The 15,087-nt window shown below is 41.8% G+C and carries 14 protein-coding genes; 9 read left to right on the plus strand and 5 right to left on the minus strand.

The window, feature by feature from the left end; all coding sequences use genetic code 11:
• Positions 1-115: 115 nt before the first annotated feature.
• Both LY85_RS09890 and LY85_RS09895 read left to right on the plus strand, forming a co-directional pair.
• Complete coding sequence (locus LY85_RS09890; protein ID WP_141826499.1) at positions 116-736, plus strand: TetR/AcrR family transcriptional regulator; 621 nt, start codon at positions 116-118, stop codon at positions 734-736.
• A gap of 12 nt (positions 737-748) precedes the next feature.
• The gene (locus LY85_RS09895) at positions 749-1,705 is read left to right on the plus strand and encodes a 2-dehydropantoate 2-reductase N-terminal domain-containing protein (protein ID WP_141826500.1); all 957 of its coding nucleotides are present in this window, start codon (positions 749-751) and stop codon (positions 1,703-1,705) included.
• A gap of 304 nt (positions 1,706-2,009) precedes the next feature.
• On the opposite strand, the gene LY85_RS09900 is transcribed toward LY85_RS09895, so the two are convergent.
• Positions 2,010-3,203, minus strand: a complete 1,194-nt coding sequence (locus tag LY85_RS09900) for an alpha/beta hydrolase (RefSeq protein WP_141826501.1) — start codon at positions 3,201-3,203, stop codon at positions 2,010-2,012.
• Between the two features lie 133 nt (positions 3,204-3,336).
• On the opposite strand from LY85_RS09900, the gene LY85_RS09905 reads away from it, so the two are divergent.
• The 7 genes from LY85_RS09905 to LY85_RS09935 all read left to right on the plus strand — a co-directional run bounded on the left by LY85_RS09905 (position 3,337) and on the right by LY85_RS09935 (position 9,375).
• Positions 3,337-3,930 (plus strand): TetR/AcrR family transcriptional regulator, encoded by a 594-nt coding sequence (locus tag LY85_RS09905; protein WP_141826502.1) that lies wholly within the window; start codon positions 3,337-3,339, stop codon positions 3,928-3,930.
• Positions 3,931-4,105: 175 nt separating this feature from the next.
• Entirely contained in the window at positions 4,106-4,666 is a 561-nt protein-coding gene (locus LY85_RS09910) for a TetR/AcrR family transcriptional regulator (RefSeq protein ID WP_141826503.1), read from the plus strand.
• A 3-nt stretch (positions 4,667-4,669) separates the two neighbouring features.
• Positions 4,670-5,341, plus strand: coding sequence for a class I SAM-dependent methyltransferase (locus LY85_RS09915; protein WP_141826504.1), 672 nt, complete (start codon positions 4,670-4,672; stop codon positions 5,339-5,341).
• Positions 5,338-5,841 carry an AAA family ATPase gene (locus tag LY85_RS09920; protein ID WP_141826505.1) on the plus strand — a complete coding sequence of 168 codons (504 nt, stop codon included), beginning with the start codon at positions 5,338-5,340 and terminating at the stop codon, positions 5,839-5,841. The genes LY85_RS09915 and LY85_RS09920 overlap by 4 nt, the downstream gene beginning before the upstream one ends.
• 571 nt (positions 5,842-6,412) lie before the next feature.
• A complete protein-coding gene (locus tag LY85_RS09925) occupies positions 6,413-6,838 on the plus strand; it encodes a sigma factor-like helix-turn-helix DNA-binding protein (protein ID WP_141826506.1) in 426 nt (141 codons plus the stop codon).
• A 535-nt stretch (positions 6,839-7,373) separates the two neighbouring features.
• Positions 7,374-7,571 carry a hypothetical protein gene (locus LY85_RS09930; protein ID WP_141826507.1) on the plus strand — a complete coding sequence of 66 codons (198 nt, stop codon included), beginning with the start codon at positions 7,374-7,376 and terminating at the stop codon, positions 7,569-7,571.
• Between the two features lie 94 nt (positions 7,572-7,665).
• Positions 7,666-9,375: a recombinase family protein gene (locus LY85_RS09935; RefSeq protein WP_141826508.1), complete on the plus strand. Its 1,710-nt coding sequence runs from the start codon at positions 7,666-7,668 to the stop codon at positions 9,373-9,375.
• Between the two features lie 208 nt (positions 9,376-9,583).
• On the opposite strand, the gene LY85_RS09940 is transcribed toward LY85_RS09935, so the two are convergent.
• From LY85_RS09940 to LY85_RS09960, 4 genes are all read right to left on the minus strand, one after another.
• Positions 9,584-9,775 carry a hypothetical protein gene (locus LY85_RS09940; protein ID WP_141826509.1) on the minus strand — a complete coding sequence of 64 codons (192 nt, stop codon included), beginning with the start codon at positions 9,773-9,775 and terminating at the stop codon, positions 9,584-9,586.
• Positions 9,759-10,880 (minus strand): hypothetical protein, encoded by a 1,122-nt coding sequence (locus LY85_RS09945; RefSeq protein ID WP_141826510.1) that lies wholly within the window; start codon positions 10,878-10,880, stop codon positions 9,759-9,761. The genes LY85_RS09940 and LY85_RS09945 overlap by 17 nt, the downstream gene beginning before the upstream one ends.
• Positions 10,881-11,311: 431 nt before the next feature.
• Positions 11,312-12,997, minus strand: coding sequence for an ATP-dependent helicase (locus LY85_RS09955; protein ID WP_141826511.1), 1,686 nt, complete (start codon positions 12,995-12,997; stop codon positions 11,312-11,314).
• Positions 12,982-15,030 carry an AAA family ATPase gene (locus tag LY85_RS09960; RefSeq protein WP_141826512.1) on the minus strand — a complete coding sequence of 683 codons (2,049 nt, stop codon included), beginning with the start codon at positions 15,028-15,030 and terminating at the stop codon, positions 12,982-12,984. Before LY85_RS09960 ends, LY85_RS09955 begins: the two co-directional genes overlap by 16 nt.
• Between the last annotated feature and the right edge of the window lie 57 nt (positions 15,031-15,087).

Raw genomic sequence — 15,087 nt, forward strand, 5'->3', positions numbered from 1 at the left:
CAGATAGGCGGCTTTCTTACACACTCTAGATGATTTTATTCAGTATTGACAGATGACAAGCTCTCTCATATAATTAAACCGTCGTCCGGTTTAATTATATGAGAGGAGTGACGTCATGTCCAGATCAAATATTCACTATGAAGAAAAACGTGATGAGTTGGCAAGACAGGTTTTTGATATTTTTATGAAAAATGGGTATGAGAACACAACACTTTCGCTAATTGTTAAGGAGCTGAAAATTTCAAAAGGAGCTCTCTATCATTATTTTACAACCAAAGAGCAATGTGCAGACGCGGCCGTAGTTTTGTGCTCAAAAGAATGCTATAGAAAGGTTGCCTGCCAAATAGATGATAACATGCCCGCAGAGGTCAATTTCAAGAGTCTTATTCTTTCCTGCTCCGCATTATTTCAAGACAACGAAAAAAGCATGGAAAACATCAACACCTCTTCAAATACCATTTTTCATCAAAAGCTGATGGCAGCTCTGGTTAAATCCTTAGCACCTCTATATGCGAAAGTCATTACGCAGGGTATCCATGAAAAAATATTTGAAGCAGAATGCCCGCTTGAGACGGCACAAATGATTCTCACGTTGACAAACTTTTATTTTGACGAAGATATATTTGGTTGGGGTCCGGAGGAAATGCCCGTAAAATTAAAGGCTTTTGAAGGTTTCCTTACCAATGCGCTGAAAACGAAACCCGGTTTTTTTTCGTTTTTTAACAATTTTGAATAGAGGAGTATTGATATGAACGTATTGATCGTCGGCACTGGTGTAATCGGATCGCTGTATGGCTGTGCCTTATCCAAAAAACATCGTGTCTTTCACTATGTCCGTCAGGAAAAGCTGGCACTTTTAGACCAAAAGGAAATCACCTTCGATTTTATTGACGAGCGGCAGGATAAAAAGCATCAAAACACGACCGGCAGTTATACTTATCACTGTGTGGCCAATGCGAACGGTAACTATGATTTAATTATCGTTCCCGTCAAAACCTTTCAACTTGCGGAAGCGTTGCGGATGCTGGCTGCACAAGCCCCAAACGCAAATTACCTTCTTATGACACTTGATTGGAACATGAGCGCCGAATTTGACAAGATACTCGGCAAAAGCCATTATATTCTAGGATATGCAGGCGGAGGCGGAACTTTTCGCGGCAATCAGCTCTGGGCCAATTTGGGAAACGATGTCATGCTCGGGGCGGTCAATCAGGAGCAGCAGCCACTTCTGAACAGCGTGACCGAGATGTTCAAGAGCTGCGATATCATTCCTAACATCGAAGCAACCCCACTACATTGGCTGTGGGTTCATAATGTAGGATCGGCTCCATTGGGGGTAGCTCTTGCAAAATATCACGATATGAGCCGTCTGCTGAATGATAAACGCCTTATCAAAATATCATTCAAAGCCATGCGGGAGTGCTATAAGATCTGTGAAAAGCGAGGTGTGGATTTAAAGAAGTATGACGAGGTAAAAATGATGTCCATACCGCTTTTTGTCCTCTGCCCGATGTTCCGACTGAATTTCACCAAAAATCCTGTCATGCAAAGATATACGGCCCATGCAGTGGACAGCATTGATGAAATGGTGCAGAATTTTAAAGAGATTTTTGCGACGGGTTGTTCCCTCGGTGTCAATATGCCTAATATGTGGTTTTTGATGAAACTTGTTTCATCTATTGATGGTTCCGTAAACACGAAATAATGCACAGATGAAATTATGAATGATCTCATGATATGGAACGGGCAATAATAACAAAACAATTTGCAGCACATAAAGGGTTTTCATGATCTCTCCCACGAACCGAAACGTCTGCTTGGACATTAATTTCTCTTCTACTAAACTCTTCCAATAGCGGCAGCGTCGGTGGCTTGCCAAAGAGAAGTATACATAAAAACAGCATCGATTTCTTATCAAGGAATCGATGCTGTTTATTTCCATGTCCATTTGTTCAATTTAAATACAGGTTAATCTTATCACAAATTTCTAATTCGGGAATATAACTTAATTATTTCCCCAAAAACACACGAACCGTTTGGCTTACAAAAAGCTCACTCTCGTTCATCCACGGGCTGTGTCCTGAATGCTCGAACCATACAAGACCTTTTTGGGGGGCAACAAGCGAATCGTAATATTGCTGTGTCAAGGAAACCGGAGCGTTCGCATCGTGCCTTCCAAGGAAGAAATAAACCGGAATTTTCAGCTTTGCATACTTCTTTCTCAGATCAATATCATAAAGCTGCGGGTACACCTGATTGAAGGTATGAATCACACCCCTAAGATAATTAACGGAGTCCACAAGGCCATATTCCGGTGACAGCATATCCCTCAATGTATGATAGCCGCCGTTGGTTATCTGAGGGTCTTTTTCCATATAATCAGACAGATAATTCAGATAGACAGCTGACTTCCATGTAACGTCTTGACCATAATAAGGCGGCATACCATTGGTAACCAGCTTTTGCAAGGTTTTTTCATCGTTTCTTGCCTTTGCCAGCTCCATCACCTTTTTGTAGTCCGTTATTTCTGTCTCTTTAAAGTCTACCATCTGGCCGGTACCAATAAAGGCGTGATATTTTTCGGGAGCCGCGTCTGACAGAAAAATCCCCAGTGCACTGCCCCACGATTCTCCCATGAGATAGATTTTCTCAGTTCCAAAGCGTTTTCGCAAAAGGTCGGTAAGAGCAAGGCCGTCTTTGACATATGTATCAACCGTAATTGTCTCGTTTGAAACAGCGTTGTATGACTTGCCGCTACCCGGCTGATCCCAGTTTACAATAACAAAGCGTTCCTCCAATCCTGCAAGCGCATAGCGTGTTGCTGCCATCTGCGTTCCCCCTGGGCCCCCGGCTAAAAATAAAAGCACCGGATTGCTTCGATTTTTTCCCCGAATGGTAATCCATTCCTGATGACCGTTCAACTCGACTTTGCTGAGTTCCGCTATACTGTTTGCCTGTACTTTCCCACTTGGATCCAGTATCTGCGGCGTGTGGGCAACAAATTGGCTGAGCGTAATGAGAATTGTCATTAATACAGCCAAGCTGGCTAAGAGGATGGCGGTTTTTTTCAAACGCACTTTCGTCGTTCTCGACGAGTCCTCTTTTTGCCTGTAAATTACAACTTTAACAGCACAGACCAGAACGATAATCAAATTTACAACAATTGCTGCGAGCAGAATACCTGCAATGATAGCCATAACCATTTGTTTTTCATTCCTTATTATACATTTATCTCTTTTCGACCAACGGTCGAATAATTAAATTATACTATTTTTTCGACCGCTGGTCAACAATATCTTTTTGCGCTATAATGATGTTGATAGGAAGGTGAAAAGCATGGACAAGGCAAATCTCATACTAGATGCCATGAAGACACTGCTTGAACAGGGTGGGGAAATATCTTGTTCCGTAAGTGACATCGCAAGAACCGCAGGCATTGGCAAAGGTAGCATTTATTATTACTACAAATCCAAGGATGAAATATTTGATGCGCTTGTGGAGCGGGAATATAATCAGATTATTGAAAAGTGCAAAGTCCTGATCAACCGCAGCCATGCTACTGCGACCCATAAATTTGCGCTCCTATTTCAAAGCTACCGCAGTTCAACCAGTATGCTTGCTATGGACCATTATCTGCATCAGCAGCAAAATGCGGCTATCCACCAAAAATCGCTCGCGAAGATATTGTCTTCTCTTTCCCCAATCGTAGCGGATATTATCCGGCAAGGGGTGGAAGAAAAGTTATTTTACTGCGACAAACCGCAAGAAACGGCAGAAATCATTTTGTCAGTTTACTGTTTTTTATATGACCCGGGGATCTTCAAATGGACGCCGGAGCAGTTAAAGGAGAAAGCGTCCGCATTGGCCGCTTTGCTGGAGAACGGATTATCTGCGGCAAAGGGAAGTTTTAAATTTCTTTATCAAACATAATTTTTTATTTCAGCGGCCCAAGCAGTTTGCTGCCTATTGACAGGATGCAAATATTTGATATAATGGTAACATGCGTTGCACAACATATGTTACCAATTTGTGCACAGTTTGTTTTCTTTGAAAGCCAGTTTAGATTATAGTACATCGTTATCCAAACGAAGAAGGGAATTTTGCAATGCCGCCAAAGCCAATGACCAATAAAGAGGAAATTTTGAGCGCCGCTATTTCCTTGGTGCGAGAGCAAGGCATGGAAAATGTAAACGCCAGAAGTATCGCTTCCAAGCTGAATTGTTCGACAAAACCTTTATTCCGTATCTATGAAAATATGGACTCTCTCAAACAAGATGTCATTACTCAACTCAACTTGTACTATAACATGTTTATGGAGGCCCGAATGAGCGATGAAAACCGTCTGTTGACGCAAGGAATCGCTTACATTGAATTTGCAAGACAAGAAAAGAATATATTCAACACTCTTTTTATGGATAAGAATTGTGCGGGAAAAAGTATCGAAGAAATCCTTGATGCTGATTGGAACCAGCGTTCCATTATGAATGCCAAAGAAAGAACGGGACTTAGCTTAGAGAAGGCTCGAAGTTTATTTCGGGATGTTTGGCTTTATTCACACGGAATCGCAACTCAGATCGTGTCAGACGATATCAATTTACCGCCGAAAGAAGTCGTTCAGCTAATAAAAAATGCTTTCAAGCGATTTTCTATTGAAATGGGAGAGTAAAAAATGAGCGAAGTACCAGAAAAGATGAAATCTTTCTTTAACACACGAGCGGAAATATACGACGCTCAACAGGTTAAGAACATCGACGGAGGGGATAAATGCTATCGCAAAATAGCCCAATATATTCCGGATCATGCAAAAACATTATTAGATCTTGGATGCGGAACCGGATTAGAATTGGAGTCTATTTTTGAAAAATTCCCAGCAATAGATGTAACGGGGATTGACCTTGCGGATAAAATGTTGGAGAAACTAGCTGCGAAATATTCAAAGTATTCAATTAATCTAATCAATGGTAGCTATTTGACTGTGGATATAGGTGCGAAAAAATATGATGCCGTTATATCTGTCATGTCCCTTCATCATTTTACTCATTCGCAGAAGCAGAAGCTCTACACCAATATTTGCCGCTCGCTAAAAAGCAATGGAGTTTTTATTGAATGTGATTATATGGTTGGGTCCAATGACAGTGACATGGAGGCACATTTTTTATCGGAAAGAGAAAAACTCCTGACGGATCATAATCTCACGGAAGATCTCTATCACTATGATATTCCTTTTACGGTAGAACACGAAATGTCGTTATTAACCGAATCTGGGTTTCAGTCTGTCAAAAAAGTATGGGGCGTTGAGAACACAATTATGCTTTTGGCAATGAAACAGGAGAAAAAATGAAGAAACTGATTTTTATCAACGGAACAATGGGAGTCGGGAAAACATCAACTTGCAAAGAACTTCTCGGCTTATTGCAGCCAAGTGTATTTTTGGATGGTGATTGGTGTTGGTACATGAATCCCTTCCAAGTTACAGATGAGACAAAACATATGGTAGAAAGCAATATCTGTTTTATGCTAAATAGTTTTCTATCTTGCTCGGAGTATGAAAACGTAATATTTTGTTGGGTTATGCATCAGGAAGCTATCATAAATAGTTTGTTGGATAGATTGAATTTAACAAATACTGACGTATACAGAATCACCCTGTCTGTTTCAGAAGAGGCGCTTACACAAAGGCTCAATAGGGCCATCGAAAATGGTGAAAGAACGTCCGATGTTTTACAAAGAAGCTTGGACAGGCTTCCACTGTATCAAAAAATGCATACTACTCATATTGATGTAAGTAATATTTCACCCGTTCAAGCAGCCAAGGAAATAATAAAAATTGTTGGCAATTAGAAGAATATTACATCAGTAAGATATATAATCTGCCGTCTGCGGCAATAAAAAAAACCGCAGTTTTGGCAGATTATTTAAGTATGCTAAAATTGCATATTTAGAAACCAAGCAGCGGTTTTGAAAATAAAATTCAAGGCCGCTGTTCCTTTCTGAAAAGATGGTGTTCAGAGGGCGTGATAATTGCGCTCTTTTCAACCATTGATACAGCAGCGGTATTGGGACAGGAGATCTCTATGTACCCGAAGTCGATGCTTTTCGCATGGGAGGAACCGTTATACCACCGTAACGGTTTGGTTTAGCTGACAGCCTAATCCTTCATAATTTCAAAAATTCCATTAAATTTATGGGCGACTACTATGCCCATTTTACATTTAACACCTTGCAGGACTTTTCCTGCATAGGTGCTTTTTTATTTCTCGTTTCGGTATCAAATGACAAGCCCCATCACTTTGAGCCAGCTTGGCCCAAAGTCTGTGCCAGGTCTGTACGTCATATTTTTTACCGCTGCCGCTCTCCTCCATCCTCTGTTTTGATTTGCCTAGACCCAAAAATTGAAACGGAGGAATATAAGATGGTCAAAATCAATTTACGGAAATACTATCCCGATTTCTATACCGCCGACTGCATTGTTGAGGTGCCGGACGAGGTTGCGGCGCTCATGGATTCTTGCGAACACGCCGAAGCCGCCTATTATCTTCGGAGATACCGCCACAAGGCGTATTATTCTCTGGATCGCGGCGACGGCATTGAGCATGACATTCTGCTTGTGTCTCTGTCTCCCTGCGAAATTTATGAGCGAAAAGTGACGGTTGAGCGGCTCCACGCCGCTATCGCCGCCTTACCGGACAAGCAAGCCAAACGCATCTATGCCCGCTACTTTTTAGGTATGAGCAATGCCGAAATCGCACGATCTGAGTGTGTAAACAAAAGTCAGATTACGCGCTCTATCAACAAAGCCCTTAAAAATATAGAGGTATTCCTGAAAATCCGTTCTTAGGGGATGCAACAAATCTCTCAAAAATGAAAAGGCTTATGAGGGAGATATTTTTCCTCGCTGAACCTTGAAAATCGAATAAGAGACAACCCGGATACATACCGCAAGCAGCGGCATACAGGGAGCCGGGCGGCGGGTGCGCCACGATCTTTCCTTACGTGTGAGAGGGTGATTGGATTTCAGCGTAACGGAAAGGGAGCGAAAAAAACACCAGCGCCGCAGGCAGAGCAGCGTCTTTCAGATGCAAGGCGGCTCTGTGGCGATGATCTGTATGTAATGAAACTTCCGTTCAGTCACAGTCCGAGCGCGATAAAACCGTCGCAGGCAATGAGAACGGCCCGCCATCAGCATGGGGGGAGGTGCAATTCCTATGGTAACAGGTACGCCGCCTGTTCGTCTGGAATGTCTGTAAACATAAAAAGCAAATCGAAACGAAGGGACAGCCACGTCGTAAATCTGTCGTGTCGCCTGACAGGGCTGCAAGAATGAAAAATACGGCGTGGCTGTTTTTGTCTTTTGTTTCTAACGGAGGCAAACAATGAAAAATGTAAATACTGCTGCATGCAACAGCAACATTCCACCCGGAGCTTCCGGGCACAACCGTCTAGATAAAACATCCACCTATAAGGTGGACGGTAAGAGTTTCATTGTCGAACCTGTTTTTCAAACAGAAGGGCCTGACACACTGGGGACCATTTTAATAAAGCTGATGAGGGCCGACGCAGAGCGGCTTTAACAATAGACAACGCGGCAAGCGTGACAATCGGCGGTCGATATGGTATACCTTATCCTGTAAATACTGCTTATTTGACTGCCAGAAAGGGGAATTTATGAAACGGTCAAATAGGAGAAAAAACCGGGAAGACACGGCCTTTCTTTATGAGCGGCTGTCACGCGATGACAATCTTGAGGGTGAAAGTTACAGTATCAGCAATCAGAAAAAGCTTTTAATTAAGGTTGCCAAAGAAAAGGGATATACCAACTTTGTCCACTTCTCGGACGATGGAATTTCCGGTGTTACAATGGAGCGCCCCGGTTATGTAGCAATGATACAGGAACTTGAGGAAGGTCATGCGGCGGCTGTTTTCGTAAAAGATATGTCGCGCTTGGGCAGAAACTACATTGAGGTTGGAAAACTCACGGAGGAATTTCTCCCCGATCACGACATCAGGCTTGTCGCGGTTTCCGACAATGTGGATACTGCCGAGGGAGAAAATGAACTGACACCGATCCGCAATCTATTTAATGAGTGGTACGCCCGCGATATCAGCAAGAAACGGCGTATCAGCAACAAGATCAAAGGAAACGCCGGGGAGCCGATGGGCCAACCGCCTTATGGCTATATGAAAGATCCTGAAAATCCAAAGCGCTGGGTAGTAGATGAAAAAGCTGCCACTGTAGTCCGCCGTATCTATCAAATGACGATAGATGGCTTTGGAACAGAACAAATTGCCGCCGCGCTGGAACAGGACAGCATTCTGACGCCAATGTCTTATTGGCAAACACGAGGCGTTAATCGTCCCGGCAAGCATAAAGATGCCGCACCAACAAAGTGGAACAGTTCTACCGTCACAAAGATTCTTTCCTTGCAGGAGTATTGTGGAGATGTCCTGAATTTCAAGACGTACAGCAAATCCTATAAGAATAAAAAACGAATTGAGAACGACCGTGACAATTGGGTTATCTTTAAGGACGTACATGATCCCGTCGTTGACCGTGCCATCTGGGAAAAAGTGCAGCAGAAGCGGGGTAAAATCCGTAAGCGGAAAACGAATGAGGGAGAAACCAATATGTTCTCCGGTCTGCTTGTCTGTGCTGACTGCGGACACAATCTGCATTACCACTTCAATCAAGGCAACCCGGATATCAAGTATTTCAATTGTTCCAACTACAAAGGCAACCGGGGCACTTGCACTTCTACCCATTACATCCGTGTGGACTTTCTGGAACAGGTCGTTCTGGGAGAAATCCGCAGGCTCACAAAATTCGCGAGCAAATATGAGGATGAATTTGTCAAAGCGGTTATGGGGCATTCTCAGCAGACGATAGAACTTGAGCGGCAAAGAAAGAAAAAAGAATACAATTCTCTATTGGCCCGCGACAAAGAGATCGATCAACTGTTTGATCGAATGTATGAGGATAACGTGTCCGGTAAAATTTCTAACGAACGGTTTTCAAAAATGAATAAACAATATGAGGACGAGCAGAGTGGATTAGCAGGGCGGATAAAAGTGCTCAGAACTGAGCTTGACAAGGAAAGCTGTCGGACGGTAGGCACGGATATGTTCGTTTCTACCGTGCGCAAATATACCAGAGCGAGAAAGCTAACGCCGTGCATGCTTAATGAGCTAATCGATCACATTGAAGTTCATCAGGCCGAAAAGGAGAATGGAGTATACATTCAGAAGCTGACCATACACTACAACTGCATCGGCTCCATTGAAATACCGGATGTTCCAGCTCTGCCGGGACCGGACGTTCTGATACAAACAAGAAGGGGCGTAGCCGTAAGCTACTCCCCAACAAAGATTGCAGGATAAATAAAAAGCGAGTGTTCTTACAGCACTTTCAAATGCCGTAAGAACACTCGCCATGGCAAATGCTGATAATTTTGATACAGTGAAACCTTTTTCCAGCAATCGTCAGCGCAAGTTTAGGTATTGTTAGCGCAAGTACGAATCGTAAGCGCGGGTTCATTGGCCGTATCATAAGCGCGATTACAAAGTAATCATTTGATGGCGCCAATCTTTAATCCTTTTTCGTAAAAGCCTTTACTGCGGTCCAGACGCCACTTGCTATTAACCCAAGAACACCTAATACGGTTACGCCAGTGTCACCAGCCTTCTTTTTACAAGCAGAACAGATGCCAGTTTTGTTTTTTCCGACTATAGTTTTTCCGCATATTTTACATTTTCGTACTTCTTCAGTTCCCTTGCTCATCTTCAACATCCTCCACAGAAACTATATAGACTTGTTTGTTTTCAATCGCTTGTCGTGTATTTTCCAACGCAGGCTCCAACTCTTTAGAAAATGTGTACCAGCAATCGGTGGTTTCCTCTGAATAATGAAAATTGTCGTGCATCAATTCGATGGCAGACATGCCTCTTCCGCCAATCTCCTGCGTAATAAAATCATGCATTACTGTTTGATAACGATCAAGCACCCGCCTTGAATCTTCTCTTCTTCCAAGCGCCTCAAGCACTTGCATCTGGACACCGGAAAATTTTGTCGCCAACTGCAAGTCATCAGAAAGGTTTGAAAGAAGCGTATCAATAGATGATTGTTTGTGGAACAATGACCATTTTGTATTCTTAGCAAGATGTAATGAGGCTGTACGCATTTCTGAATAAACACTATTCAAAGCTGTCGTCATCCGGTCAGACGCTTTTTCAAGGAGTAGGTTCCTCGTCTCGATAGATGGTGCGTTTTGCGCTTGTAAAATATAATCACGAGCGTCAAAGAACGGAGTGAGAATATCCCTGTCGCGGTCACGATCCAACTGATAACTTTGCATTTCTTGAATTGCAACCAGCGTGTCTTGGATCTGCTTCATTTGCATCTGGTTTGCGATACTTCGAGTGGTTTCAAGGGTTCCGGGGTTGTTTAGTACTTTTTTTAGTGTAATATCCTTTACACGAACTCCGTTTTCATCCAAGATTACTGCACGAAGATTGCCATCAACCTGTTTGGAATCACCAATAGAATACAGGCCCTTTTTAAGTTTTTCTTTTATACCTACAGGGAGACTGTCAAAATCCGGAACAAGTGTAACATTTCCTTTGGCAACAATAGCAGCCTGCTGAATAACATCATTGATAATACCGATGTCTGCAATAGGCACACTTGAAACCACTTCAACAAATGAGCTTTCTGCTAATGAGCGAGTTAGGTACTGCGCATACAGCCCCATAAAATCACTCATCTTTGATATTTCGTATCCGTTGATGTCGGCCTCTGTCACAAGGATATGTAATTCGGATGGAATAAGAGCTGAGCCGGGTAACTCATTACGTTCTTGCTCTTCCTGCTTTATTGAATCATCCATTTCAATTCCAACTCCTTTCATGATGAGAATGTCATCTTACTTTTGAGCAACCGTACCTTCCGCTTGCCAGCAATCGAAAGCGCAGGTATAAATCGTATGCGAGGGTTTAACTCGCGTGATATCCGAATGGTTCAAGGTGCTACTTGCACATTTTTCGTTCCTCATCTGTAAACAGCTCATAAGACAAATCAAGACGGCGGGCTTCCCATAGGGTTACAAATACATCCGTGCCACGGGTTTACTAATTAGCTGTTTTGCTGTTCCCAGACCGCCTTGGGCACCTTTAAGTTGAATAAAACGGACAACATTATATACACCTTTCTTTTTTGCAAATAGCTATCATGTCCTGCTCAAACCTTTTTTCTCTATCCGTTATCGGTTTCCACCCCACATTCAGACAAGCTGTATAGCCACCTATACTCTACAAGCTCTTATGAACAATTTATAATTTCAAAACCGGCTTTAATTAGCTTATCTTTTATTTTGCTATCTATTTTGGGAACTGAAATGAAAAGCTTTTCCCCAGCACGGCTAAGCGCGACATAATAAACTCGGTTATTTTCAGAGGCGATATTCGGGTTTAATATAAAATCCAGTCCCTGATTGGCATCATCGATTTCCGAAACGATAACCATCACACAGTTATTCTCGTCGCCCTTTGCTTTATGAATTGTTCTGTTTATGCAATCATCATTTTCAATTCTGACAGTCAGAGCCATATCGCTGTATTTTTTTGAATCATAAAATACTTTGGGCTTTCCCGTAGTAATTTTGCTTTTATGGAAGGCTTTATTATCTAAATAAGTAGTATAGAACTCAGTTAATGTCTTGTCTTTGAAAAGCTCATAATTATCTAAAAAATACTGCAATTGAACTAAGGCTGCTTGGTCTGCATCCTCATTCCGCATGGCTCTTTTCATGAGTTTAAGAGCATCCTTAACCTTATTATCTCTTGAATTTTCAATTGAAGAGATAATATAAAAGAGCTGTTTTGCGCGAGCAGAATTGCTATCGTTCGCAATAATATCTTCCAGCATAATATCTTCATCTATTGCGTTGTAGCCCTTTTTCAAGCAATTAGACGTCACATTTTTATAGCAAAGTGTCCACAGAGCTTCCTTTCCGCAAATTCGCTTAGCCTGTTGATAAGTCGCCATAACATCGCCAACCATTATTCGAGGTTGACATCCGTGCCTATTTTCTGGACTATATTGAGTAAGTGTCGGATCATTTCTTACGATATTCAAAATATTGATTATTTCTGCCGTGCTGCGATGGTTCCCCTCAATTTTATACTCGACCATTCCATTGATGTTAAAATTAGTAAACTGGGTAACATCGGCTCCCTGAAACTTGTATATCGACTGAGCCCTGTCCCCGATCACACCTATGATGCTTTCTTTTTCAGCTAATTTCTTTAATATTTCCGCTTGAATCGGATTAGTGTCTTGAAACTCATCAACGAAAATATATGGGAATTTAGCCCTTAAAATCTCAAGGATAGAAGGGTATTCACTAATGAGACGCCAGCTGAAATATAAAACATCATCATGGTGCAAAATGCCCTTACTCCAGCAAATTTTCTTATAGACGAGGTATGTTTCTCTTTTGATTCTAAATTTAAATATTTTACGCGGCATAACTTGCAAGATGCCGCTTTTATCGAATTTCCACTGCAAATCGAGCAGAGCCTCTAAAAGGTTTTTATCATCCAGATACGTTTGCTTGGTTTCCGCCTTTACACTGTACAAGATCGATTTATTTGGGACGTATTCATCATGTCCTTTTATTCTATCGACAGCTAGTTCCGGGATGCCTAAAAAGGAAACGTAGGGCTTAACAACATGCTTGTATAAAAAAGCATGGATTGTGCCGATTTCAACGTTTTCGCATGCTTCGCCGAGATTCAATAGGATTTTTTCTGCGGCGACGTTGGTATATGTAATACAGGCGATTTTCTTGACTTGTCCAAGGCGATTGGAGTGCTGAACCACATTTTGAATATGATTAATAAGCCATGTAGTTTTGCCAGCTCCCGGCCCCGCATTGACTTTAAAAGGATGTTCGATATCGATTGTCTCATGACTATCTTTTAAGGTTATTATTCCAGAACCCATTTGATAGCCCCCTCGATATATGGCGGTATCTTAAACGAAAAAGCTCCTTTAAGATAAGCGGCCTCTTTTTCACTTAAAACCTCGGCGATTTCCTGCGCCGACTCGGCTTTACTAACATAGAGCAAATATAGGGCGGCAATAAGTTGATCTTTATTTTTAGAGTCTGCTAAACCGTCTTTTATACGCTTACATTCATCACTGTCGCCGACGGCCGCGACCATCTCCTCGTATTTCTTGGCGTAATTATTCATTAGAGATAGTAAAATATCACCGTTGGTGATGCTCGGCACAATCAGCTCTTTGCAGGTAGGGTTATGCAGCAGTAAGTCGTATTCAAAAGTGCAGCCGGTATCTTTCGTTTGCGTGAAAACACTGATTGACTTTTTACGATCCGAATAGAGATCGGCAATCAAATTTGACGAGGCTTTATATTCATAACCGCTATCTTTACTTAATTCAAACGGGTAACATGAGCAAAACCGAGCACCTTTGACACCGGCTTTTTTTCTGACTGGGTCTAAATCGGTAATTACCGCTACGCGCTTATTTATGGCATACTCACTTTTATCTCTATCAAAAAGTTTCAAGAAATGGGAAAAGTATCTGCCGCCAATATTGATAACGGCGACATGACTATCGACAAGGTCGCCGTTTAGATAACGAGTGAATATGGGCAACAGCAGCTGTTCGCTGATGCCTTCGACCAAGATAATTCTTTTGGCGAATAGCATATCGGATTTCGTCACATCAAGGTATCTTTCGATATATGCCTTTGAAGCTTTATCGTCTTTATTTTTCAGATCAAAGACACGACCCGGATAAGCAACTTCGATTTCCTCTTTTTCTTTATTTAGGACAATCAGATTATCCAGTTTGGAAGCGGCGGTAATGTTTGGCGAATGCGTGCTTATAAATATCTGCCTGACGTTGGATTTCATATTATCATTCAGAAATTTTAGAAAACGATATTGAAGCGACGGATGCAGGTGGGCTTCCGGCTCCTCAATTGCCAAAACAGAGAATAGTTTAGCGTTACTCCCGTAGTATTCACCCATCGCGTCTTTTTGCATTCTGGCCAGAAGTAAAGCAATGTATATCAGATTATTATAGCCCAAGCCATTATTGGCTGGCGGTAGCTTAATACCGGTTTTATCCTCCAGAGTGAGTCTTAAGGCAGAGTATAGGGTCGTCTCGTTTAAAACTCCGCTGAAATGAGGCGAAGACTCGTCAAAAGTTGCACCGGTATCGTCTGCGTATGTTACGATCTGCTTTTCTCCAGCGGTAAGGCGACCTTGTAGCTTAGTCATTAGCTGCTGTGACGATTCGGCGAATTCTCGTTTCACTTTTTGCAAATTGCCTTTAATTTCATCCTTAGTTTTTGAAGTATCATTCTTAATTTCGTAATCAATGAAAAAGTCTATAACTTCTTTCAGAAGAGAGTCGCTTCCAGAACTTAAATCTCTTTCAACGTCCCTGATCGGCTGCATAAACTCGAAATCGAATTTATTCAGGATATCATTATCAACGACCGTTTTTAACTTCTCGTCGCCACCGTACAACTTCCACACATATTTACTTAAAAAAGAATGCTCGATTTCACTCCAGTATTCTTCGATGTTTGGGCTAGAAATGGCCGTCATGGTAGCCCTATATTCTTCGATTTCCTTTTCAGGCAGAAAAAATTCGTAAGTAATTTTAGCTTCATAAGGGCGCTGAATTTTTGTCAGCATCGTTGAGACTAAAACGATATCCTCGGAATACTCCGCTTCACCCTCGTTCTCCTTAAGAATTGAGGAAATTACGACCTGCGGGGGATTTGCTTTTAAATCGTTTATGGATAATTGCCGATTAAAATCATTAATGCTCAGTTTTTTAGAATATGATGTGTCAAATAGGATTTGAAGGGCTTTGATAACCGTGGTCTTTCCTGAGTTATTATGGCCAATGAAAATATTTAATTTTTCATTGAGTTCAATTACTTTTTTACCGCTAAACCCTCTGAAATTTTCAATTGATATATTTGCAATATACATAACATCCTCTCTCCCTCATACACAATGTTTTTGTTAAATCGCTTTGCCATCTGAGCA

The organism is Clostridium sp. KNHs216, from assembly GCF_006714885.1.
Taxonomy (GTDB): Bacteria; Bacillota; Clostridia; order Oscillospirales; family Acutalibacteraceae; genus Caproiciproducens.

Bases quoted from the DNA above. Each gene is read 5' to 3' on its own strand.
- LY85_RS09890 (WP_141826499.1), top strand. From the start codon at position 116: ATGTCCAGATCAAATATTCACTATGAAGAAAAACGTGATGAGTTGGCA.
- LY85_RS09895 (WP_141826500.1), top strand. From the start codon at position 749: ATGAACGTATTGATCGTCGGCACTGGTGTAATCGGATCGCTGTATGGC.
- LY85_RS09900 (WP_141826501.1), bottom strand. From the start codon at position 3,203: ATGGTTATGGCTATCATTGCAGGTATTCTGCTCGCAGCAATTGTTGTA.
- LY85_RS09905 (WP_141826502.1), top strand. From the start codon at position 3,337: ATGGACAAGGCAAATCTCATACTAGATGCCATGAAGACACTGCTTGAA.
- LY85_RS09910 (WP_141826503.1), top strand. From the start codon at position 4,106: ATGCCGCCAAAGCCAATGACCAATAAAGAGGAAATTTTGAGCGCCGCT.
- LY85_RS09915 (WP_141826504.1), top strand. From the start codon at position 4,670: ATGAGCGAAGTACCAGAAAAGATGAAATCTTTCTTTAACACACGAGCG.
- LY85_RS09920 (WP_141826505.1), top strand. From the start codon at position 5,338: ATGAAGAAACTGATTTTTATCAACGGAACAATGGGAGTCGGGAAAACA.
- LY85_RS09925 (WP_141826506.1), top strand. From the start codon at position 6,413: ATGGTCAAAATCAATTTACGGAAATACTATCCCGATTTCTATACCGCC.
- LY85_RS09930 (WP_141826507.1), top strand. From the start codon at position 7,374: ATGAAAAATGTAAATACTGCTGCATGCAACAGCAACATTCCACCCGGA.
- LY85_RS09935 (WP_141826508.1), top strand. From the start codon at position 7,666: ATGAAACGGTCAAATAGGAGAAAAAACCGGGAAGACACGGCCTTTCTT.
- LY85_RS09940 (WP_141826509.1), bottom strand. From the start codon at position 9,775: ATGAGCAAGGGAACTGAAGAAGTACGAAAATGTAAAATATGCGGAAAA.
- LY85_RS09945 (WP_141826510.1), bottom strand. From the start codon at position 10,880: ATGGATGATTCAATAAAGCAGGAAGAGCAAGAACGTAATGAGTTACCC.
- LY85_RS09955 (WP_141826511.1), bottom strand. From the start codon at position 12,997: ATGGGTTCTGGAATAATAACCTTAAAAGATAGTCATGAGACAATCGAT.
- LY85_RS09960 (WP_141826512.1), bottom strand. From the start codon at position 15,030: ATGTATATTGCAAATATATCAATTGAAAATTTCAGAGGGTTTAGCGGT.